The sequence below is a fragment of the Achromobacter ruhlandii genome, from assembly GCF_002082135.1.
Lineage (GTDB): Bacteria > Pseudomonadota > Gammaproteobacteria > Burkholderiales > Burkholderiaceae_B > Achromobacter > Achromobacter ruhlandii.
The window spans coordinates 5,880,988-5,900,873 of sequence record NZ_CP017433.1 but is presented as its reverse complement, the minus strand read 5'-3'; the positions used below and the strand labels follow the sequence as shown (position 1 = coordinate 5,900,873).

At 61.4% G+C, this 19,886-nt stretch carries 21 protein-coding genes and 1 tRNA gene; 9 read left to right on the top strand and 13 right to left on the bottom strand.

Annotated elements, in window-relative coordinates:
• Window positions 1-601 (bottom strand): c-type cytochrome (locus tag AruCF_RS30075; protein ID WP_254431157.1); only part of this gene is annotated, 601 nt, incomplete at its 3' end.
• Window positions 602-831: 230 nt separating this feature from the next.
• Here AruCF_RS30075 and AruCF_RS26755 point away from each other — a divergent pair.
• Window positions 832-906, top strand: a tRNA-Arg gene (locus AruCF_RS26755).
• A gap of 78 nt (window positions 907-984) precedes the next feature.
• Here AruCF_RS26755 and AruCF_RS26750 read toward each other — a convergent pair.
• Window positions 985-2,013 (bottom strand): tyrosine-type recombinase/integrase, encoded by a 1,029-nt coding sequence (locus AruCF_RS26750; RefSeq protein WP_167385900.1) that lies wholly within the window; start codon window positions 2,011-2,013, stop codon window positions 985-987.
• A gap of 16 nt (window positions 2,014-2,029) precedes the next feature.
• On the opposite strand from AruCF_RS26750, the gene AruCF_RS26745 reads away from it, so the two are divergent.
• Complete coding sequence (locus AruCF_RS26745; RefSeq protein ID WP_083037011.1) at window positions 2,030-3,361, top strand: EAL domain-containing protein; 1,332 nt, start codon at window positions 2,030-2,032, stop codon at window positions 3,359-3,361.
• A gap of 95 nt (window positions 3,362-3,456) precedes the next feature.
• Here the strand turns inward: AruCF_RS26745 and AruCF_RS26740 are convergent, their stop codons facing one another.
• On the bottom strand, window positions 3,457-3,975 hold the full coding sequence (locus tag AruCF_RS26740; RefSeq protein ID WP_070760822.1) for an anti-virulence regulator CigR family protein: 519 nt from the start codon (window positions 3,973-3,975) through the stop codon (window positions 3,457-3,459).
• A 703-nt stretch (window positions 3,976-4,678) separates the two neighbouring features.
• Here AruCF_RS26740 and AruCF_RS26735 point away from each other — a divergent pair.
• On the top strand, window positions 4,679-5,248 hold the full coding sequence (locus tag AruCF_RS26735; protein WP_083037010.1) for a helix-turn-helix domain-containing protein: 570 nt from the start codon (window positions 4,679-4,681) through the stop codon (window positions 5,246-5,248).
• A gap of 55 nt (window positions 5,249-5,303) precedes the next feature.
• On the opposite strand, the gene AruCF_RS26730 is transcribed toward AruCF_RS26735, so the two are convergent.
• Both AruCF_RS26730 and AruCF_RS26725 read right to left on the bottom strand, forming a co-directional pair.
• Window positions 5,304-6,464, bottom strand: coding sequence for a nickel/cobalt efflux transporter (locus AruCF_RS26730; RefSeq protein WP_070760816.1), 1,161 nt, complete (start codon window positions 6,462-6,464; stop codon window positions 5,304-5,306).
• A gap of 11 nt (window positions 6,465-6,475) precedes the next feature.
• Window positions 6,476-6,754 carry a metal-sensing transcriptional repressor gene (locus AruCF_RS26725; RefSeq protein ID WP_057287147.1) on the bottom strand — a complete coding sequence of 93 codons (279 nt, stop codon included), beginning with the start codon at window positions 6,752-6,754 and terminating at the stop codon, window positions 6,476-6,478.
• Between the two features lie 130 nt (window positions 6,755-6,884).
• Here AruCF_RS26725 and AruCF_RS26720 point away from each other — a divergent pair, with 130 nt between their 5' ends.
• From AruCF_RS26720 to AruCF_RS26700, 5 genes are all read left to right on the top strand, one after another.
• Complete coding sequence (locus tag AruCF_RS26720) at window positions 6,885-7,850, top strand: chromate resistance protein ChrB domain-containing protein (protein ID WP_057287148.1); 966 nt, start codon at window positions 6,885-6,887, stop codon at window positions 7,848-7,850.
• 26 nt (window positions 7,851-7,876) lie between these two features.
• Window positions 7,877-9,076 (top strand): chromate transporter, encoded by a 1,200-nt coding sequence (locus AruCF_RS26715; protein ID WP_057287149.1) that lies wholly within the window; start codon window positions 7,877-7,879, stop codon window positions 9,074-9,076.
• Between the two features lie 22 nt (window positions 9,077-9,098).
• The gene (locus AruCF_RS26710) at window positions 9,099-9,563 is read left to right on the top strand and encodes a chromate resistance protein ChrB domain-containing protein (RefSeq protein WP_070760814.1); all 465 of its coding nucleotides are present in this window, start codon (window positions 9,099-9,101) and stop codon (window positions 9,561-9,563) included.
• Window positions 9,564-9,606: 43 nt separating this feature from the next.
• Window positions 9,607-9,939, top strand: coding sequence for a rhodanese-like domain-containing protein (locus AruCF_RS26705; protein WP_057287151.1), 333 nt, complete (start codon window positions 9,607-9,609; stop codon window positions 9,937-9,939).
• A gap of 514 nt (window positions 9,940-10,453) precedes the next feature.
• A complete protein-coding gene (locus AruCF_RS26700) occupies window positions 10,454-11,950 on the top strand; it encodes a carotenoid oxygenase family protein (protein ID WP_159070652.1) in 1,497 nt (498 codons plus the stop codon).
• Window positions 11,951-12,132: 182 nt separating this feature from the next.
• Here AruCF_RS26700 and AruCF_RS26695 read toward each other — a convergent pair whose 3' ends face one another.
• The 8 genes from AruCF_RS26695 to AruCF_RS26665 form a co-directional block, all read right to left on the bottom strand.
• On the bottom strand, window positions 12,133-12,759 hold the full coding sequence (locus AruCF_RS26695) for a tyrosine-type recombinase/integrase (protein WP_070760810.1): 627 nt from the start codon (window positions 12,757-12,759) through the stop codon (window positions 12,133-12,135).
• 522 nt (window positions 12,760-13,281) lie between these two features.
• A complete protein-coding gene (locus tag AruCF_RS26690; protein WP_227741338.1) occupies window positions 13,282-14,106 on the bottom strand; it encodes a phosphodiesterase in 825 nt (274 codons plus the stop codon).
• Window positions 14,103-15,362 carry an ABC transporter substrate-binding protein gene (locus AruCF_RS26685; RefSeq protein ID WP_054438606.1) on the bottom strand — a complete coding sequence of 420 codons (1,260 nt, stop codon included), beginning with the start codon at window positions 15,360-15,362 and terminating at the stop codon, window positions 14,103-14,105. The genes AruCF_RS26690 and AruCF_RS26685 overlap by 4 nt, the downstream gene beginning before the upstream one ends.
• A gap of 10 nt (window positions 15,363-15,372) precedes the next feature.
• Complete coding sequence (locus AruCF_RS26680) at window positions 15,373-16,215, bottom strand: carbohydrate ABC transporter permease (RefSeq protein WP_026382206.1); 843 nt, start codon at window positions 16,213-16,215, stop codon at window positions 15,373-15,375.
• Window positions 16,215-17,084, bottom strand: a complete 870-nt coding sequence (locus tag AruCF_RS26675) for a carbohydrate ABC transporter permease (RefSeq protein WP_026382207.1) — start codon at window positions 17,082-17,084, stop codon at window positions 16,215-16,217. The genes AruCF_RS26680 and AruCF_RS26675 overlap by 1 nt, the downstream gene beginning before the upstream one ends.
• An 8-nt stretch (window positions 17,085-17,092) precedes the next feature.
• On the bottom strand, window positions 17,093-17,269 hold the full coding sequence (locus AruCF_RS29355) for a hypothetical protein (RefSeq protein WP_254431156.1): 177 nt from the start codon (window positions 17,267-17,269) through the stop codon (window positions 17,093-17,095).
• A 41-nt stretch (window positions 17,270-17,310) separates the two neighbouring features.
• Window positions 17,311-18,207, bottom strand: coding sequence for an ABC transporter ATP-binding protein (locus tag AruCF_RS26670; protein WP_157130063.1), 897 nt, complete (start codon window positions 18,205-18,207; stop codon window positions 17,311-17,313).
• Window positions 18,200-18,898, bottom strand: coding sequence for an HAD family hydrolase (locus AruCF_RS26665; protein ID WP_083037001.1), 699 nt, complete (start codon window positions 18,896-18,898; stop codon window positions 18,200-18,202). The genes AruCF_RS26670 and AruCF_RS26665 overlap by 8 nt, the downstream gene beginning before the upstream one ends.
• Before the next feature lie 179 nt (window positions 18,899-19,077).
• On the opposite strand from AruCF_RS26665, the gene AruCF_RS26660 reads away from it, so the two are divergent.
• Window positions 19,078-19,821, top strand: coding sequence for a DeoR/GlpR family DNA-binding transcription regulator (locus tag AruCF_RS26660; RefSeq protein ID WP_051428998.1), 744 nt, complete (start codon window positions 19,078-19,080; stop codon window positions 19,819-19,821).
• Window positions 19,822-19,886: the final 65 nt, after the last annotated feature.

Sequence of the window (19,886 nt, the reverse complement as noted above, 5' to 3'; positions counted from 1 at the left end):
CAGGAGCCGCGGCAGCCGGTGCGGCGGCGGGAGCGGCAGCGGCGGGCGCGGCCGGCGCGGCGTCGGCTTCCTTCTTGGCGCCTTCTTCAGCGGGGGCGGCCGGCTCCGGCAGCGAGCCGCCGGATTTGTTGGCCATGTACACCACGGCGCGCGCAACCTCGAAATCGGACAGAGTCGGGTTGCCGCCCTTCGCGGGCATGCCGCCCTTGCCATGCAGGGCGACGTTCATCATCGCGTCGAAGCCGGACTTGATGAAGGGGGCCCAAGCGGCGTTGTCACCGACCTTGGGCGCGCCCGCCACGCCGGCGGTATGACAGGCCGTACAGACGGCCTGGAAGACTTGTTCGCCGGTCTTGAAGACCTTGGGCGCGTTGGCGTCGACCAGTTCGAATCCCGCGACAGGGGCAATGCGTTTCGTGACGGCTTCCGTGGACAGGGTATCCGAGCCGGCGCCGACCTTGGCGCCCGAGGCGACCATGTTCACCAGTAGGATGATGATGGCGATAGGCACCACGAAGGCCAGTATGACCGTGACGATCAGTTGCTTCGGGGTCTTGATGGGGGAGGAGTGCTCTTCTATGTGTTCCTGCTCGTTGCTCATGACCAAATCCTGCTAACGGGTACCGGGGCGCCTGGCGGCGGCAACAGAAAATCAGTACTGCACAAAGGGCGGCAAAAAGCAGACCGCCTTGCAAGCAAACGCTGGATTATATAACGGTGTCAGGGACGCGCGTCCAACGGACGGACGGGGTTTTCACGCAGTTTGCCCGGCGAATCGATCCACTTCATGCAGATTGCGCAAAACTAGGTACAATACCGCCTCCTTGCGCTGCGCCCGTAGTTCAATGGATAGAATGAGAGTTTCCGAAGCTCTTGATACAGGTTCGATTCCTGTCGGGCGCGCCATAGAATCAAGGACTTACGTTTTTTTGGGCCCATTTTGGGTCCAAATCACGCAAATTAACGCGCGTTCTTTGGCTTCCGTTAGCCATCCGCGGCGGGCAAATGATCAGCGTACAGCGCCGCCATTTTGGCCTTTTCCCGCTGATTGGATTCGCCATCGATCCACTTGGAATACACGCGGAAAAACATCTGCGCGTTCGTGTGTCCCATCTGCCGGGACAGATAGCCAGGATTCATCCCAGCATGCAAGCCCAGCGTGGCATATGTATGCCGTGTCTGACGCGCATCTCGATCCCGGATGCCAAGTGCTGAGAGTGTGGGGCGCCACACCTTTCGTACCGCATCAGCAGTATCGACGAACGGCCGTCCTGTTTCAGGATTGAGGAAGACATGCCCGCCAGGCGCAAAGGTCAGCGTTCGTTGGCGTTGTAGAGCTTGAAGTGCCGGCCCCTGCAGGTCTACGTCGCGCGACTTGTAGGTCTTGGTAGCTTTGTTGTGTCGTCTCACCAATGCCCGGTCGATTCTGATTTGCTCCCTGGACAGATCCACACGCGTCCATTGAAGGGCGATCTGCTCTGACGGCCTTACGCCGGTGAAAAAGGCGACTTCGAAGTAGTTCCGCCATGCGCCACCGAAATGCTCTTCGATGTACCGGACGACCTGCAACACCTCAGACATGAGCAGCGGGTCTGGTTCAGGGTCTTGGCCCTTGCGACTTTCAATCTCCAACGTGATGTTCTCGGGCACCTTCTTGAGCCTGAATGCCAATGCCCAAATTTGCCGGGCGGGCGTCATCACGTTGTTGAATGTCTTGGCTGCCATGCGCGGGAAATCGGCGACGTCCATCGCCAGCTCTTCGTAAGTGATTTCCGCGATCGGGCGATTGCCATACAACGGGCGCCACCGCGAGTTCAGCAGGTTCTCGTACTCGCCAAGCGTCGTTGCGGCTTTATGGCTGATCAGCTTTAGCCACGTGTCCGCCATTTCGTTGAAGGTGACTTCCCGTGCTGCTTCCTTGGCCGGAATGCTGGGGGACTCGGGAAAGTGGCGCGCAAAATCGTCCCAGGTGAAGACGCCTAGCTCAATGGCTTGAATAATCTCGCTGCGCATACGCGCCGCTGCTCGCATGTTGGCGGCGGTGGCCGACCTGGCGCGTGAACTCGGGAAATCCAAGGCCTGGGTAAGCCATCATGCTGGTCTACTCACGCTGCCCGAACCCGTCGCCGAAGCGGTTGCGGCGGGGAAGGTGCCCAATCCGTTTCTTCCCTGGTTAAGTGGCGACGTCGCTGCAAACGACCACATTGCCGTTTTTAATGGCCCTAGTGCGTTCGTTGATGTTGAGGACCACTCCGGTCAGCTTTGGGGACGAACGTTCTCAAGCGATGGAGCGGTAATTCAGGAGTTCGGCGCCCCTCCTGTTGCCGAGACGGAAGCAGGCATTTTGAAGGAAATTAATGCTCTACTTTGGATAGTTCGGTCGGAGACGACGTGTTCGTTACCCGGCGAGCCCGACGTTTGCGTTGCCTCCACTGCACGAGCGGACGCACGCTTGCCTGTTCTGGCTACCGGATCGGTGGGTGCCCTGGTCGGTCTGGCCTGTGGCGTGGCACTGTTCCTTTCGTGGCGAGGCGCCCACGGCCTAAGGGTGAGTTTGGCAAATGCCTTACGCCGAGAGAAGATGCACGTCCAGTATCAGCCGCTTTGTTCTCTCCTCACAGGGGAGATGATCGGAGCCGAAGCACTGGCACGCTGGACGCATGACGAGGTCGGTCCAATTCCTCCGGATACATTTATCCCTTGGATTGAGTCGATGGGACTTCGCCGCGCCTTCACCAGATACATCATTCGGAACGCGATTGATGGTGTGAGGGATCGCCTAAGGAGCGCGAAGCCGTTCTATCTTAGCGTCAACGTATTTCCTTCTGATCTGGAAGATGAAACGTTCCTTGATTACCTGCTTGACTGCGTCAAAGAGAGGGGGGTGTCTCCACAGCGGATCGCCATCGAGGTCACGGAGTCGGCGAAATTCCTGAGCGCGTCTCCGGCTGAGCTGATTAGCCGCTTGCGCTTGGCGGGTTTCAGGGTTTTTTTGGACGATTTCGGCGTGGGCTATTCCAACCTGGGAAATGTCCTGCAGTGGGACGTCAGCGGCATCAAGCTGGACAGGATCTTCATCCGGTCAATAGGTGATGGCTCCAGCACCAACCCGGTGCTGGACCAGGTAATCGAAATGGCAAGACAGATCAACGCCCAACTAGTCGTAGAGGGCTTGGAAACGCAAGGGCAGGTCGATTACATCCGCGAACGCGCGCCTTCTGCGGTGGGCCAGGGGTGGTTTTTTGGCCGCCCTGTCTCTGGCGACGAGCTGGACCAAGTGGCCCTCCGACCTGTCATAACTACGCAAAATCGGTCAGCAGGTGCCGCCAACTCGGGCGGTCTTGATCCGCCGATCCGGTAATCCCATGGGGCGTGTCTGGCGACTGTTGTAGCTCGCAGACACCCAGGCGGAGGAATCCGCGGCCCCGATGGGTTGAATGGATGTCAGCGAAGTGATCAGTCGAAAACGTTCAGGAGCACATCCGCAACAACCGCCGTAGCGATTGCCACAAGGACAAGGTCCGAGCCGGCCACTCGCCACTCGTATCCAGGATAAGTCGGGAGACGGGCCAGCATAGGACCTGGCACCAGCTTCTTGGCAATTCCAGGAGGTAGAGGCTTGCCACGAGCAAGGTTCTTGCGCACGCCTGGCGGTAGCGAGCTGTAGCCGGATAGACCGTACTCTAGCGCGTATGCCCTTGCCGTTGAGACGGTAATGCCCGCATGGCGCAGGGTGACAGTGGTGCTGTCGAAATCGTCACCTTTGCTCTTTGAGCCGCCTGCGTTGCTATTTTGGCTGGCGCCATTACCGTTGCCGCCACCCTTGCTCTTTCCTCCGGCCTTACTCTGCCCCTGGCCTTGACCGGCATTATCGGGCTTCCCTTTCCCTTCGGGCGGGGCAGCAAAGGCCCCCGTCGCCAAAAACACCCAGCAGACAGTGGCAGCAGCAAACCTCTTCTTCGCGTGGGCTGTCATATCCAACTCCTACTCAGTCCGAACGCCGAGAGTGAATTCTAGAGCGGTGCTAGTCTTTTGACGTATGGGCGAATCTCAGAAATTGTAAGTAGGTTCGTTGTGGTTTTCCTATCGATTCCGAGCCGGGGTGATTCGAAACCAGGCGAAGGGCGGAGCCTTTCCCTCGCATTGAACCTCGGATTCGATGTTTTCGGCATCGTCGCGACCGGTCCGTTTCGGTGGGCATGATCTTTGCTCAGACGCGCAGCCAACCGAGTCCAGAGAACCGGGAAAAACCAAGGTGCTAGAGGCTGTCGAGTTGTAATCCTCCGGCGGTTGAGCGTTGTTTAGGTTACAAAAGTCAGTAAGGCAACGTGGGCTGCGGATTTTTTTGTCGCACGCTGGCCCTAGTTGGAGATCGCTTTCCAAAGTGCGATGGACTGGTTGACGGGACACATGGCGCGCCGTAAAACGGCCGGATGGCGGCCGTCCGAGACGGTGGTGAGGAGGGGGCAGTGTCAGAGATCAAAGTTGCCTGGAGGCCGGAAGCGGCAAAAGAGTTGCTGGCGCTGGCCATTGCGGATCAGCGGAGCGTGGCAGACGCGGTTGGGGAGTTGACTTGGCGCCTGGCAAACCAGAGCCGCGCCCTCGAGGGCGGTGGGCAATGCATAACTACGGGCGGCTACGACGTCCACTTTCAAATTGCAGACGCAGGCATTGAGATATGCAATTTGCAGCCGTCGGGGGAACGGCGATGACGGAGTTCGGACCAAAGATCCTAAGTGTCGACGGGATCCCCGTGTTCGTGGTGCTAGGTTACGACGAATACCAGCGCCTACTTACGCTGGCCGCCGCGCCTCACGCGAGTCCTTTCGACACCGAAAGTATTGCGACCAAAGTCTGTGCCCTGGCACCCGGCGACGATCTGACGACGCCAACCACAGATCGGGCGGCGCTGCACCTTCCTGAGGAGATTTCGTACCCACTGGCGCGGGCCGATGGCCTCATCCCGCATGAGGTCATTTCCTCTGCTGTTCATAATCATTGGTCGCTAGTGCGCGCGTGGAGAGAGTATCTGGGTCTGACTCAATCGACGATGGCGCAACGCCTCGCTGTAAGTGTCCCTTTATATGAAGAGATGGAGGGCGAGTTCGAGCCCGTGCGGTCGCCGCGTAGGGAGCTTTTGGCTGAAGGGTTGGGCATCCAGCCGCAACAGCTGATCGCGCGGCATCGCCGCAAACGTCGGCCGCGCCGCGAACTGAAGGATGGAGCGTCGCTGGAAGCTTCCCCCTAAGGGCGGGATTGCGCGCGTACCGCCATTTGGTCGCCGCTGCCCTTGGCCAATATCTCTAGCCGTTTATCCCAAACCATCCAGTCATCCCCACGTAAATGCCCACAACGATGATCAGCAGGCTGGAAAGATAAGGCGCCCGCTGGGCCGCTGCGCTAAACCATGACGCGCGCTTGTTGACCTGGCGCACGCTGAGCGCCGCCACGGCTCCAACCGTCACCAGCGTGATGGCCAACCCAATCGAGAAGCACAGCACCAGCACGGCGCCCAGCGTGAATTCCTCCAACTGCAGGCACAACAAGAGCACGGTAATCGCCGCCGGGCAAGGAATCAGCCCGCCGGTCAGGCCGAACAAGGCGATCTGCCAGTTGGTCACGTTCCGATTCGTGAAACGTCGGCGAATGTCATTGGCATGGGCTAACTGGTGCGCATCCTGGTATCCCTCGCCCGCCACATCCAGCACTCGCAGTTCTTCGTGAAGGTGGTCATGCTGGAACTCGTCCGGTTCCATGAAAGCGATATCAAAGCTGTGGGCGTGCCCGCCGTGGCCCAGGGCCAGGCGCGCCATGAACTCGTGCGGCTCGGGAATTTCCTCGAGCGACTCCAGATAGCCGTCCTTCTTCGCGAATCGGAATTCGTGGCGCGTCCCGTCGACCCTCTCGGTCGTCACGGAAACGTCCTGCGCCAGCCAGTTCCCGCCCCGCAGGCTGGTCAGCCTCCAGCGCGGCACAACACCGTCCTCGAACACCTCCAGCGCGACCAGGCCGTGCCCGGTATCGATCTCGCGCCGCTCCAGGCCGTGGGAATGGCCCTCATGCCCGTGGCTGTGGCCGTGATCGTGGCCATGGTGGTGATGGTCATGGCCCGCGCCATGCTGATCCCGCCAGGTTCGCCAGAACATCCATGCCGCGATCAGCACGATGACCACCCCGGACGCCAGCTGGAAATAGGGCTCCAGTTCCTCCGCGTCGACCCCGCGCCAGAGATACATGCCGCCCAGGCCGATCCCCCACACGATCAAGGTATGCGAAATGGTCGCGGTGATGCCCAGCAGCACCGCCTGCCCCACCGAGCCCCGAATCGCGACGATGAACGCCGCCATCATCGTCTTGGAATGGCCGGGCTCCAGCCCGTGCAGCGCACCCAGCAGAATGGCGCTTGGAATAAACAGCCAGGCGTGCGACGCACCCTGGGCGATCAGGTCGGAAAACGACAACATGGATAGTGTTCTTAGAGGTACTTGGTGATTTCTTTGAACTCGTCGATCGCGCGCTGCCTGTCCTCGTCCAGCTCGCCCACCGCATCCTGAAGGCAGTGGTCGATATGGTCTTGAATGAGGATCTTCTTGGCCTGGGAAATGGCACGCTCAACCGCATGCAACTGCTGGGCCAGATCAAGGCAGGGGCGGTGTTCTTCCATCATCGACAGAATGCTGCGCAAATGTCCTTCCGCCCGCTTTAGACGTTTGGCCACGGCGTCGTGGTGATGGTGAGGGTCGGGCTTGTTCATGTGGCAATCATATCCCCCCCCGGGGGATATGACGCGAGAAACCATGCCGCCATTCGGGGAAACAAAAAAGTCTGCTGTAGTGATATCTACATGATTGCAGAGATCGCAACGCTTTCTTATTCTGCTCCCCATGGACACCCCACTCGCATCCTCCTGGTTTCTGCTTATTGTCAGCCTGCCCACCGGCGGTGCCACGGCTCGCATGCGCATCTGGCGCAAGCTCAAGGTCCTGGGCTGCGCCGCCTTGCGCGACGGCGCCTATCTGCTGCCTGCGCACGCCGAGCAGGCATCCCAGCTGGCCGATCTGGCTGCCGAAACAACCGAGGAAGGCGGCCAGGCCTGGCTGCTGCGGGTCCAGCCCCAGGACAACGACGAGTCCGCCTCGTTCCAGGCCCTGTTCGACCGCTCGGCCGACTACGATGCCTGGCTGGTGGAACTGGCGCAGGCGCGCCAGACGCTAGCCGCTTTGAACGCGACGGAACTGAACCGCCTGTTGCGCCGTTACGATCGCAGCTACCAGGCATTGCGCCGGATCGATTTCTTCCCGGCTGAAACCTCGCTGCGCGCGCAAGCGCAGCAGCGCGATTTCGCCAGTGCCATCGAAGCCCTCCTGTCGCCCGGCGAGCCCCACGCAGCCCAGGGAGGCATCGCACGCCGTGATCCCATGCATCACCGGGGACGGCTCTGGGCGACCCGGCGCCATATCTGGGTGGACCGCGTTGCCTGCGCGTGGCTGATCCAGCGCTTCATTGACCCGTCCGCGCGCTTTCTATGGCTGGAGACCCCGGCGGAGTGCCCCGCCGATGCCCTGGGCTTCGATTTCGACGGCGCCACCTTCACGCACGTGGGCGACAGGGTGTCGTTCGAGGTCCTGCTCGCCAGCTTCGGCCTAGACGAGAATCGCGGCCTCGCGCGCCTCGGCGCAATGGTGCATGCGCTCGACGTAGGCGGCGCCGCTGCGCCGGAGGCGGCCGGCTTCGAGGCCATGCTGGCCGGCGCGCGCAAACGCCTACCCGATGACGACGCATTGCTGGCCGAAGTCGGCACTGTGCTGGACTCCCTGTATGCCCACTTCTCCAGTGGGCGTAAGGCCTAATCTCTTTTCCGTTCAAGTGCGCAACCATGAACGCCACTCAAGAATCCGCCAGCGATAGCGCGGCGCCACTCCTCTCGCAACCAGCCTATACCCTCTGGCAGCTCGTTTGGTATTTCATCCGGCTGGGGACGCTGGGCTTCGGTGGCCCGGTTGCCCTGGCTGGCTATATGCATCGCGATCTGGTGGACAGGCGAAGCTGGATTACCGACGGCGACTATAAGGAAGGTTTGGCGCTCGCTCAACTCGCGCCTGGCCCTCTGGCCGCGCAGCTCGCTATCTACCTCGGTTATGTGCATTACCGTATCCTCGGCGCCACGCTCGTGGGAATGGCCTTCGTGCTGCCATCGTTCTTCATGGTCGTGGCCCTGGGATGGGCATACGTGCGTTTCGGCGGCCTGACCTGGATGCAAGCGGTGTTCTACGGCGTGAGTGCCGCCGTGATCGGCATCATTGCCATCAGCGGCTACAAGCTCACTACCAAGAGCGTGGGCAAGGACAAACTGTTGTGGGCCATTTATCTGGCGCTGGCCATCGTCACTGTCATCACCGAATCTGAAATCGCCTGGCTGTTTCTCGCGGCGGGTCTGCTTGTCTGGTTTTGGCGCGCGCCACCCAAGTGGCTGAAGTCCGGACATCTGTCGGCCGCCGCAGCGGTTTCGGTACCGGCCGGGGCTACGCTGAGCACGCTGGACTGGCCACTGCTCTGGCAGATCGGCGTGTTCTTCGCCAAGGCAGGGGCTTTCGTCTTCGGCTCAGGGCTGGCCATCGTGCCATTTTTATATGGCGGCGTGGTCACCGACTTCCAGTGGCTCAACGACAAGCAGTTCGTCGATGCTGTAGCGGTAGCCATGATCACGCCCGGACCCGTGGTCATCACCGTGGGCTTCATCGGCTACCTGGTCGCCGGATTTCCCGGGGCCTGTGTGGCGGCCTTGGCCACCTTTTTGCCTTGCTATCTGTTCACAATAATTCCAGCGCCGTACTTCAAGAAGTACGGAAAGCTGCCCAGTATTCTCGCATTCGTTGATGGCGTGACGGCCGCGGCGATCGGCGCCATCGTGGGCGCGGTCATCGTTATCGCCCGACGCACGATCGTCGATTTGCCGACATTGATGTTGGCAATAGCAGCAGTGCTGTTGCTGTTGCGATTCAAAAAACTGTCCGAGCCGATGATCGTTGCTGGCGCGGCGTTGATTGGCTTGGCGGTTTATCCACTGGTGCACTAAGTTCTTTTTCCAGGAGCCCATCATGCAATGGATCACTCGTGAACGGCCCAAGATCGACCGCATCGCCTGCCCGTGGCTAATCGCCCGTTTTATCGACGAAACGCCAGAGTTTCTCTACGTTCCGGCAGGCGACGTTCTACGCATTGCCAAGGAAACCGCCGCGATTCCCTACGACATCCCAGGCGTGGAACTATCGCATGTCGGAGAACTGTGCAGCTTCGACGCTTTTCTCGATAAGTACCGGTTGGCAGATAACCCGCTGTTGCAGCAAATGGCCGGAATCGTTCGCGGCGCCGACACTTCGCGCCTGGACCTGACCCCGCAGTCAGGCGGACTGTACGCACTGTCGCTGGGTTTGTCGCACCTTTACACCGACGACCACGTCATGCTCGGCCATGGCATGGTCATGTACGACGCCTTGTACGCATGGTGCCAGTCGTGCCAAGGAGAAACGCATCGATGGCCACCGGCGATGCCGACGACATAAGGCGCGATCCCAGAATGAGCAACAACATCTTTGGGAGACCCTCATGCAAAGCATATCTGTTCCCGAACTTGCACTCTGGCGTAATGCGGAGTTTCCCCATACGCTAATAGATGTGCGCCGCAAGCTCAGGCGCAACGAGGATGGCGTGGCGATTGCCAATGGCCAATGGCTCGATCCCGCCTTGTGGCTGGAATGGAAAGACACCATCCCAGCCACGCAACCCGTCATCATCTATTGCGCCCACGGTCATGAGCTAAGCCAGGGGCTGGCTGCGACCCTCCGTGCAATGGGCATCGACGCTAGGTATTTGCTCGGAGGGATAGAGGCCTGGCGCTCGACTGGGCAGAGTGTGGAATCAATCAAAGTTCACGACTAACCAGCCGGCATTCCATGACCATTATCCAAATCGGCATTGCTTAAGAGGTCTGGGGGATCCGTAACGACTGCTACTGGCCGAGTGCGGCAAATGGCAACACACGCCTTCGTGTCATTGACGCAAAGCACGACGATTCCTATTCTGGCAATTCCCTGCCGACATCCGAAAGCCTCAAACAACCACTCTCCGGTTTTGAACTGTCCAATTTTCGGGGAAGGTCGGTGCCGCCGTTTCTCTGGCTGTCCGGTGGTCGGATTCTTGGAGCCCTTCAGTTGTCCGGCCAAAGTAGTTCTTAGGTCAAATCCATTTGGCAAGTATTTTTGGAGCAAACCTGCCGTACCCCAAATTTGGTATGGCTCGCGTCCGTATCGCCAGCTAGATTGGGGGGGCGCTGCGTGAGTTCGACACCGGGACAAGGCTGTGGATGGTCAATAGCTGCGATTCCGGCGCTCTGCCGTGCCTGGACGGCAACTCGGCCAAGTACCGTCCTGTACCCGCCTATGGGGGCACTCTCATGTCGTTTCAACTTACGCGTCGTTCGTTTCACCACTTCACCGTATGTGGCGCGGCGCTCATCGGAAGTCACGCGTTGTGGCCTCTTGCCAAGGCCGACGAGCAGGCGGATGTGCCCTGGGTATACGACGACCCCCATCTCAGCGGTAACTTCCTCCCGGTGCGACGCGAGGTCGACGTTCGAGAACTGCGGGTGGTCGCCGGGCGTATTCCGTCCGACTTGCGAGGCGTCTATCTGCGCAACGGACCCAACCCGGAATTTAGGCCGATCAGCTACGCCTATCCGCTCGACGGCGATGGCATGATCCATGCCGTCTACATCGAAGAAGGGAAGGCCCGCTACCGCAACCGTTTCGTGAAGACGGACAGCTTGGCGGTGGAACGCCGAGCAGGGCGAGCGGTCTTCGGCAGCTTCACGCATCCGGCGCCCGTTAATCCCGGCATGTTCCTTCCGGGCGAAGCGCCGTCGCAAATTAAGAATGGCGCCTTCGTTAACATCATTTGTCACGGTGACCGATTGCTCGCGCTTAATGAAGCCACGACCAGCTACGAGATGAGCGCGGAACTGGACACGGTGGGCCAATGGAAGGCGGGCGGCTCCGAACCTTTGCGTCTGGGCGCTCACAATCGGCGTCACCCGCGCACAGGGGATCTCTACGCGCTTGAATACAGCTGGCGTACGCCCACGGTCAAATTTCATCGAATCAATGCGTCGGGCACGTTGGTCGATACAATGGCCGTGGATCTGCCCATGCCCACAATGATCCACGACTTTGTCCTGACAGAGCACTACGTGGTTCTCATCGCGGGGCCGGCGGTGTTTGATATCCAGGCTGCAAGGGCTGGCCAGTCGATGCTGCAATGGCGCCCCGATCTCGGCCTGCGCATCGCCTTGCTGCCACTGGCCGGCGGTGCCCCGATGTGGATTGAAGGTGAGCCATTTTTTATCTTTCACTTTGCCAACGGGTTCGAGCGTGGCCAGCAGATCATCGTGGACTATGTGCATCACGACAAATTCGCATTAGCGAACGGCCCCGCGCCGACTTTCAAGCGCATGACCATCGATCCCAGCGGCCGCAGCTTCAAGGTTGCCAGCTTTTCGGACGAGCTTACCGAGTTCCCACGCTTCAACCATCTACGCGAGGCGCTCGCCACACGCTACGTCTATATGCCTACCTTGTCTTCCTCGCTGAAGGAACTCAGCCCGCCTTCGGCAGTGTTCAATACGTTGCTCAAGCTCGATACCGAGACCGGTAGGTACACACGCCACGACTTGGGAAATCAGATTGTGGGTGAGGCTGCGTTCGTACCGAAGCCGGGCGGTGGGACGGCGGAGGACGATGGCTACCTGGTGGCTTTCACCTACGATCCTGTGCAACACCGCAGCAACCTGCTGCTGCTGGATGCGCACCGGATCGAGGAGTCCCCAGTCGCCGTCATTGAGATGCCCCAGCGCGTGCCGCAGGGATTGCACGGCAACTGGATCGTCCGCGCATAAAGAGCTCTAATGGCCCATCGATAGCGTGCTGCGGCTCGATCCGAGCGCGTTCGCCCGTGTGTTAGGTCTATCGGCCCGCATGAATGCGACGGGCCCATTGAGACCGCAGAGCGGCCATTTGCAAGCGGATCTACCGACATCTCTGATTGGCCGACAAGCGACCGCTCGTCGGCCGGGATGTATCAAACCTCGGTTTGCTCTGCCATCTCAAGCGCATCGTCGACCTCGATGCCAAGGTAGCGAACTGTGCTTTCCAGCTTTGTATGCCCGAGCAGCAGCTGTACCGCCCGAAGATTCTTCGTCCGGCGGTAGATCAGCGAGGCTTTAGTACGGCGCATTGTGTGGGTGCCATATGCGGTATCGTCGAGGCCAATCGATGCGACCCAGCGATGCACGATCCGGGCGTACTGCCGCGTCGACAGATGCGGGGACGTATGCAAACGGCTCGGAAACAGAAAATCCGCCGCCTTTAGCCCTCGCGTCTCGATCCATGCTTCAACGCTCTCACGGGTTTGCTCCGTGATCTCGAATTGCACTGGACGCTGGGTCTTTTGTTGCATGACGGTGGCTCTAGCGGCCACGTGGCTTCCGTGACGTATGTCCTGCACCTGCAATCGCGTGAGATCGCACGCTCGAAGCTTACTATCAATTGCGAGATTGAACATTGCGAGTTCCCGGACGTTCGACGCCATCTGCAGTCTCGTTCGGATTGCCCAAATTTCTCCTAGCTTTAGAGGTGGCTTCTGCCCGGTGAGTTTGCCTTTGTTCCATGGCACACGATGGCCAACGGCGACATTCGTGGTTTCCATGACAATCTCCTTTCGCGTAAAGGGAGATTTAGTGTGCTCCTACGGAGGGGCGCTATCCGACCCGTTGCAGCCCTTTGGGTCGGCGCCGTCTAACGGCAGCTTTCAAGGGGTTAGTGGTCAGTCCCAGCGGAGTGGCTGCTTGGACATGCCATTGCGCATCCCTTCGAAAGGCGAATGATCTTGGAGAACAAGTGCAGACTGAAAACGAGGCGAAGCGGCACAGCGACGGTCGGAAGGCGACGTCCGGCTCGCTTCCTCAGGCCGCGTTAGGGTGAGGACGGTGCGACACTGAGCAGGTGCGCCCTCATGTCGGAGGAGGTGCTCGGCAGGGAGCCGAGGCGCACGGTCAAACGGGGTAACGTTCGCATTGTGTCTCCGATGTTCGGGTATGTGGTCCCTGTGGGACCAGGCTCCACCCAAAAAGCGGACGGCGCTCCTGGGTATTGACCTGCAGAAAGGCCGGCCTCTGCAGCGCTGAAGCGGCGGCTCGCCCGGGGCCGGCCGCCGCGGTCGGGGCTGCAGTCAGCTCTGCTCCTCGTCGCGCATCTCGTGCAGCCTGTAGCGCATTTCGCAGTCGAGATAGTCTTCGGTGTGGATCAGCACTTGATCGGACGCCAGAAGCACCACGCCGTATTGCGGCTGCTCATGCACGCCTATGATTTGGCTCTCGTCGCCGTGCAGATCGAGCGCGACCTGATGGTTGGTACCGCGCAGCGTCGAGTAGCCGATGCCGTGATAGACGCCGCAGATCGGGCGGTGGATGTGGCCGAAAAACACCTGCCGAATGCGTGCTTCGAAGCCGGCGATGGCGGCCATGAATGGCCCGGTGTCGCGTAGCGAGATGAGGTCCATGCTGCGGATGCCGATCGGGAAGAACGGGTGGTGCATGAACAGCAGCACGGGCTTGGCCGACGCCTCCAGTTGTTCGCGCAACCAGGCCGCGCGGCGCTCGCAGAAAACGCCCCAGTGCACGCCGGGCTCGTTGGTATCGAGGAACAGCGCCAAGTGATCGCCGAAGTCCACCCCATATTGCACAAAACCCTCGGGGTCGCGCCCGACGTGCGGGAAGTATTCCCGGAAGATCTCGCGGTGATCGTGGTTGCCAAGGATCGGGAACACCGGCATGGTAAGTGGTGCCAGACACTCGCGCAGGTGTTCGTATGCGCCGGGGTGGCCGTAATGGGTCAGGTCACCGGTGATGGTCACGGCTTGGGCGTCGGGCTGGTGCGCCAGAATGTGAGCTACCGCCTGCTGCAGCCGCTGCTTGGGATTGGTGCCATACAGATCGCTAGCGTCGGCGACCAGGTGGGTGTCGGTGAGATGGATGAATTTCATCGCGGCGCTCACTTCAGCAGCTTCTGCACATCGCGCGTCATGGCGTCCAGCGCGGCGTCGGGCTTGGTGGACTTGTCGAACACGGTCTGCAGGTGATCATTGATCACGTCAGTGATCTTCAGGCCGTTTTCGCCAGGGAACGCGTACCAGCCGGTCAGCCACGGCAACTGGCGCACGGCGGTGTACTGGTTCGGGTTGGCGTCGTAGTAGCCCTTGAGCTTGGCGGGGTCGTCAATCGGCAGGGTGTTGGCGGGGAAATAGCCGGTGCCCTTGGTCATGATGGTGGCCCCTTCGGGGCCGGTGGCGAACTTGATGTATTCCCAGGCAGCCTTCTGGCGCGCCGGGTCTTTAGCAAACATCATGGCCACGTTGCCACCGGCCGGCACGCGAGCGTTATCCCCATAGGTCGGGAAGAAGCCCGTCACCATCTTGAACTTGCCGCCGATCTGCTTCTCGATGGTCGACAAGCGTGACGTGGACGATGACAGCACAGCGAGCTTGCCGGTCACAAACAGCTGGGCGGCGTCCTTGTATTTTAAGTTCTGCATGGTGCCGTGCTCGACCATGCGGCCCATCTGCTCGATCGACTCGCGGCCGGTCTGGTCATCGAAGGCCACCTTGGCTTCGCTCGCGTCGAGCATGCTGCCGCCCTTCGAGAACACCATGGCCTGCCAGAGCCAGTTGCCGGTGATTTCCCAGTCGTAGTGCAGGCCATTGGTGCCGGCGTTGGCGGCGCGCGACTTGTCGGCGGCGGCGAGGATGTCGTCCCAGGTTTTGGGCAGCGCGTCGGCCTTCACGCCGGCGCGCTCCAGCAGGTCCATGTTGTAGTAGACGATCGGGGTCGAGAGCGAGAAGCCGATACCCACCTGCTTGCCATTGACTTGGCCGAGCGACATCAGCGCAGGGCTATACCCGCTCTTATCCCAATCCTTCTCGGCCTGGATGAAGGGCGTGAGATCGACCGCGATGTTGCGGTCGACGAACACGCGTTGGCGGTTCAGGCCCTGGTACGACACGTCGGCCAGTTGGCGCGTGACGGCATGCCGCAGCGCCTGTTGCGCGGCGGCCTCGTATTCGGGCGTGGGCGCGCGGAACTTCACGGTGTAGTCGGGAAACTTCTCCGTGAAGCGCTTGGCGATTTCCTCGTGCACCGTGTTGAACATGTCGGGATAGGGGTAGTCGACGATCAGTTCTATCTTGGCGGCCTGGGCGGCATTGCCGATCAGGGCGACGCCGGCCAGCAGGCCGAACAGCAGTTTGAATTGCATGGAGGTTCCTTTAACCTTTGACACCGGTGAGGGTAACGCCCTCGATGAAGCGCTTCTGCGCCGACAGAAAGAACAAGAGCAAGGGCAGGGTGATGATCACCGTGCCTGCCATTAGGGGGCCGAAATCCGTGCCGGCTTCCTCGTTCTTGAAGAACATGGTGCCCAGCGGCGGGGTGGCCAGATCGGTGGTGTTGATTACCAGCAGCGGCCAGAAGTAGTCGTTCCAATGCCACACCACGGAGAAAATCGAGAAGGCGATGAGCGCGGGCATAGCCGCAGGCATCATCACGCGCCACACCAATTCGAACTCGCCCATGCCGTCCAGCCGCGCAGCATGGATCAGGTCGTCGGGTACGCCTATAAAGAACTGGCGCATCAGGAAGATGCCGAAGGCTGAGGCGATGAACGGCAGAATTAACGCTGCGGTGGTGTCGAGCAGGCCGGCGTGATAAAGCAGGATGTAGAGCGGGATCGCGGTGGCCTGGAATGGAATCATCAGCGATAGCAGCACCAGACCCCAGGCCAGGCGCTTTCCACGGAATTTGAGCTTGGCAAAGCAATAGGCGGCCGGCAGCGACACGATGATCTGCAGGATCAGGATCCCGCCGCACACCACGATGCCGTTCCACAGATAGCGCAGCAGTGGCACCTGGGTCAGCGCGCGGGTGTAGTTGTCGACCGCGGCCCACTGCCGCGGCAACAGGTGGAAGCCGTCGCGGAAGATCTCGTCGGCCGGTTTCAGCGATGTCGACAGCATCCAGACGAAGGGCAGCAGATAGACCGCGGCGCCGGCCAGTAGCAGTGTGTGACGCAGCACGCGCCAGGGCAGCCCGGGTTGCATGGGATTTTTCATCAGTGGAGTGTCCGTTTTTCCATGCTGGCCTGCTGCACCAGCGTGAGCACGAAGATGCAGCCGACGAACACCACCACCATGGCCGCCGCATAGCCCATGCGGAAGAAACCGAAGCCCTCGGCGTAGATGGTGTGCAGCAGCACCTCCGTGGATTTGTTGGGGCCGCCCTGGGTCAGCGCGTGTACCGTATCGAACACCTGCAGCGAACGGATACCGCACACCGTGACAACGAACAGCATGGTTGGGCCGAGCATCGGCAGAGTGAGCCGCAGCAGGCGGTCGAGCGGATGGCGCATGCCGTCGAGCAGGCTGGCGTGGCGCAGTTCGGCCGGGATGCTTTTCAGACCGGCCAGGAACATCACCAGCGCCAGGCCCGACATCTGCCAGATGCCGATGGCCGCCAGCGCCGGCAGGGCCAGGTCGTAGTCTTTGAGCCAGTTGCGCGGCTCGGCGCCGAACCAGCCCAGCACGTGGTTGAGAAAGCCCACCGAGGGGTGCATCAGGAACTGCCACACCACCGCCATCGCGATCAGTGTCGAGGCCACCGGCATGAAGAACGCGGTGCGGTAGAAGCCGCGCCAGGAATCATGCGACTCGATTAGGAGCGCCACGGCCAGGCCGATTGCGATCGAGCCAAGCGACACCACCATGAGGTAGTACACGGTGTTGGCGAAGCTCTTGCGGAACGTGGTGTCGTTCCACAGATCGGCGTAATTGCCCAGGCCGATCCAGTTCCAGCTGGCCGCGCCGAACTGCCAGTCGGTGAGCGACATGAGCGCTACCACCACCAGCGGCAGCACCAGCAGCAGCAGGGTCAACACCAGGCTTGGCCCGAGTAGCAGCGTTAGTTGCAAAGGCTTGATGCGCATCCCGGCTCCTAGGCGGCCAGCGACAGCGCGCGCTGGCCGTCAGCGAGACTGTGGCCGTCGGCATCGAACGCATGCCAGGCCGTCAGTGGCACGTACACGCGCAGCACCTCGCCGGTGTGGATGCGGTTGCTGGCGGGCAGCACCACGACGACCTTCTCCGCCCCTGCAGTCTGCAGCGTAACCATGCAGTCGGCCCCGGTGAACTCCACCAACTGCACCGTGCCGCTTACGCGAGCGTGGCGGCGTGTGGACGGAATGCCATTCGGGTGCTGCGCGTGGGGAAGTGTGGCTCGATGGCCTGTTCCTGCAGCGCAGCGCGGCCGGCGCTGTCGTGGCCCACGGTCAGGAAGTTGATGCGCGGCGCGCCCACGAATGCGGCGACGTCTGCGTGTTGAGGCGCGTGGTAGAGCTCCTGCGGCGTGCCCAACTGCAGAATGTGGCCACCCTTCATCACCGCCACGCGATCCGACATGGACATGGCCTCGTGCTGATCGTGCGTGACATAGACGAAGGTCACGCCGAGCTGGTCGTGCAACTGGCGGATTTCGCTGCGTAGCGACTGGCGCAGGTTCGCATCGAGATTGGAGAGTGGTTCGTCGAACAGGAATAGCGAGGGTCGGCGCACCATCGCGCGTGCCAACGCCACGCGCTGGCGCTGGCCGCCAGAGAGCTGGGCTGGCTTACGTGTCCATAGATGGTCGATGCCCAGGATACCGGCCACCTGGCGGCCCTGGTCCTGCGCGTCGCGCACACGGCGGCGCGTACCGGGGATGAGCCAGCGCGCACCGGGCAGGCGCTGGGCGAAGTTGAGTGAGCGCATATAGAGCGGGGTGCAGATGTTGTCGCCCACGCTCATGTGTGGATAGAGCGCGTACGACTGGAACACCATGGCGCAGTCGCGTTCGCTGGGCGACTGCGCCAGGATGTCGGTGTCGCCCTTGCGCAGGGTGCCGCTGTCGGGCATCTCCAGTCCGGCCAGCAGCTTGAGCAGCGTGGACTTGCCACAGCCCGAGGCGCCCAGCAGGGTCAGGAACTCGCCATCGTGGATGGTGAGCGAGAGACGGTCGAGCACTGTCGTGCTGCCATAGGACTTGCTGATCTGGTCAAGGACGAGGTCAGTCATCTTCTGTCTCCAGGACGCGGGTGGGGTGCGACGCGATCCAGTGCGTCAGGTCGCCGGCATGGTCATAGGTGAATACGGCGGGGGTAAGGTCACCGGGCCGGGCATGGTAGCCACCGCGATGGGCGGCGAAATCCACGCGGGCGGCCTGTGCGCAGCGCGCGTCGACCTGCGAGTCCCCCACGAACAGGGCCCGTCCGGAGGGATGGCCGACACGTTCGAGTGTGGCCAGCAGCGGCGCGCCATCGGGCTTGGGCGGCAGACCGTCGTCGAGACAATGGACGTGGCTGAAGTGCGCGCGCCATTCGTGGTGCGCCAGCAGGGTCAGGGTGGAGGCGCGGTCGCGGTTGGTGCACACGGCCAGGGTATGGCCGGCCGCCCGCAGGCCGGCCAGCAGTGCGCCGGTGCCGGCGTAGGGCGTGGCCGTCACCAGCGTGTGATCGAGATAGTGGCGCGACATTGCCGCGAACAGCGCGGGACGCGCCCCGTCTTCAGGGCCGGCCAGTTGCGCGGCGGCGCGTTTGAACATTGGGCCGACGCCCTGGCTCAACGCCAGACGCAGCGCGGTCGGATCGAGACTGGGGGCCGAGGCCGGGGCCACGGCGCGCACGGCCGCCAGCAGGCTGGGCCAAGTATCGAGCAGCGTGCCGTCGAGATCAAAAACGATCGCTGGATAGGGGGTGAAAGTCGTCATGTCCGGTACTTTATTGATCGAATGTGACGCAGATATGAACAAATTCGTTTATAAAAGATCAATATCGATCATTTAATTTTTTAAGGCTCCAGAAATCTCTGTGTGATAGGGTGGCGGCCCCGGCCCGATAACGATCAAATATGCTCAAAGCCGAACGTCAGCAGCGCATCCTCGCGCGTATGCAAGAAACCAACGCCGTGACCGTGCGCGATCTGGCGCAGGCCTTTTCGACCTCGCCCATCACCATCCGGCGCGATCTGCTCGAACTGGGCGACAAAGGCATGCTGGCACGGACCCATGGCGGCGCGGTGGCCTTGCACGAGGTGCTGGCCGAGGGCAATGCGCGCTATGAGATGTACAGCTATGCCGAGCGGCACAATCAGCAGTCGGCCGAGAAGGCCGCGATCGCGGAGTGCGCGGCGCAGTACATCTCCGATGGCGACAGCATCCTGATCAACGCCGGCACCACTGCACACGCGCTGGCTCAGGCTCTGCGCGGCCACCAGGATCTACACGTCATCACCAACGGGCTTTCCGTGGCCGCGGCGGCCGGGCAGAGCCGAATGGCGTATGTGTATGTGCTGGCTGGCCGGCTCGACACGCGCAAACAGGCCACTATCGAGCGCGCCGACAACGACACGCTGTCGGGCATCCAGATCCGGGAGGCGTTTCTCGGGGTGCACGCGGTGTCCGCCGCCGGCATATTCATGCGCGACAGCGAGGACGGCGCCATGAACCGCGCCTTCATCGCGGCGGCGAGCCGTACCACCGTGATGGCCGACCACACCAAGCTCAACGCGCATGCCAGTTTCCGCGTGGCCGCCTGGCAGCAGGGGCAGCGCCTGATTACCGATCCGGCGGCCGACCTGGAGGTCGTGGCCGCGATCCGCGCCCAGGGCGTGGAAGTGGTGATCAGCGCCTAGGCGGGTAGGGGCGCGGACCCGGTCGAGCTCTCAATGGCGAGTTAAAGCGGACATTCAAAAGGGCA

What these genes read in the sequence shown, in the direction of transcription:
- AruCF_RS26705 (WP_057287151.1), top strand. Translation starts at nt 9,607, where the DNA reads ATGCAAAGCATATCTGTTCCCGAACTTGCACTCTGGCGTAATGCGGAG.
- AruCF_RS26685 (WP_054438606.1), bottom strand. Translation starts at nt 15,362, where the DNA reads ATGCAATTCAAACTGCTGTTCGGCCTGCTGGCCGGCGTCGCCCTGATC.
- AruCF_RS26700 (WP_159070652.1), top strand. Translation starts at nt 10,454, where the DNA reads ATGTCGTTTCAACTTACGCGTCGTTCGTTTCACCACTTCACCGTATGT.
- AruCF_RS26710 (WP_070760814.1), top strand. Translation starts at nt 9,099, where the DNA reads ATGCAATGGATCACTCGTGAACGGCCCAAGATCGACCGCATCGCCTGC.
- AruCF_RS26680 (WP_026382206.1), bottom strand. Translation starts at nt 16,215, where the DNA reads ATGAAAAATCCCATGCAACCCGGGCTGCCCTGGCGCGTGCTGCGTCAC.
- AruCF_RS26750 (WP_167385900.1), bottom strand. Translation starts at nt 2,013, where the DNA reads ATGCGCAGCGAGATTATTCAAGCCATTGAGCTAGGCGTCTTCACCTGG.
- AruCF_RS26725 (WP_057287147.1), bottom strand. Translation starts at nt 6,754, where the DNA reads ATGAACAAGCCCGACCCTCACCATCACCACGACGCCGTGGCCAAACGT.
- AruCF_RS26670 (WP_157130063.1), bottom strand. Translation starts at nt 18,207, where the DNA reads ATGACTGACCTCGTCCTTGACCAGATCAGCAAGTCCTATGGCAGCACG.
- AruCF_RS26735 (WP_083037010.1), top strand. Translation starts at nt 4,679, where the DNA reads ATGCAATTTGCAGCCGTCGGGGGAACGGCGATGACGGAGTTCGGACCA.
- AruCF_RS26720 (WP_057287148.1), top strand. Translation starts at nt 6,885, where the DNA reads ATGGACACCCCACTCGCATCCTCCTGGTTTCTGCTTATTGTCAGCCTG.
- AruCF_RS26715 (WP_057287149.1), top strand. Translation starts at nt 7,877, where the DNA reads ATGAACGCCACTCAAGAATCCGCCAGCGATAGCGCGGCGCCACTCCTC.
- AruCF_RS26745 (WP_083037011.1), top strand. Translation starts at nt 2,030, where the DNA reads ATGTTGGCGGCGGTGGCCGACCTGGCGCGTGAACTCGGGAAATCCAAG.
- AruCF_RS29355 (WP_254431156.1), bottom strand. Translation starts at nt 17,269, where the DNA reads ATGGTTACGCTGCAGACTGCAGGGGCGGAGAAGGTCGTCGTGGTGCTG.
- AruCF_RS26740 (WP_070760822.1), bottom strand. Translation starts at nt 3,975, where the DNA reads ATGACAGCCCACGCGAAGAAGAGGTTTGCTGCTGCCACTGTCTGCTGG.
- AruCF_RS26665 (WP_083037001.1), bottom strand. Translation starts at nt 18,898, where the DNA reads ATGACGACTTTCACCCCCTATCCAGCGATCGTTTTTGATCTCGACGGC.
- AruCF_RS26660 (WP_051428998.1), top strand. Translation starts at nt 19,078, where the DNA reads ATGCAAGAAACCAACGCCGTGACCGTGCGCGATCTGGCGCAGGCCTTT.
- AruCF_RS26730 (WP_070760816.1), bottom strand. Translation starts at nt 6,464, where the DNA reads ATGTTGTCGTTTTCCGACCTGATCGCCCAGGGTGCGTCGCACGCCTGG.
- AruCF_RS26695 (WP_070760810.1), bottom strand. Translation starts at nt 12,759, where the DNA reads ATGGAAACCACGAATGTCGCCGTTGGCCATCGTGTGCCATGGAACAAA.
- AruCF_RS26675 (WP_026382207.1), bottom strand. Translation starts at nt 17,084, where the DNA reads ATGCGCATCAAGCCTTTGCAACTAACGCTGCTACTCGGGCCAAGCCTG.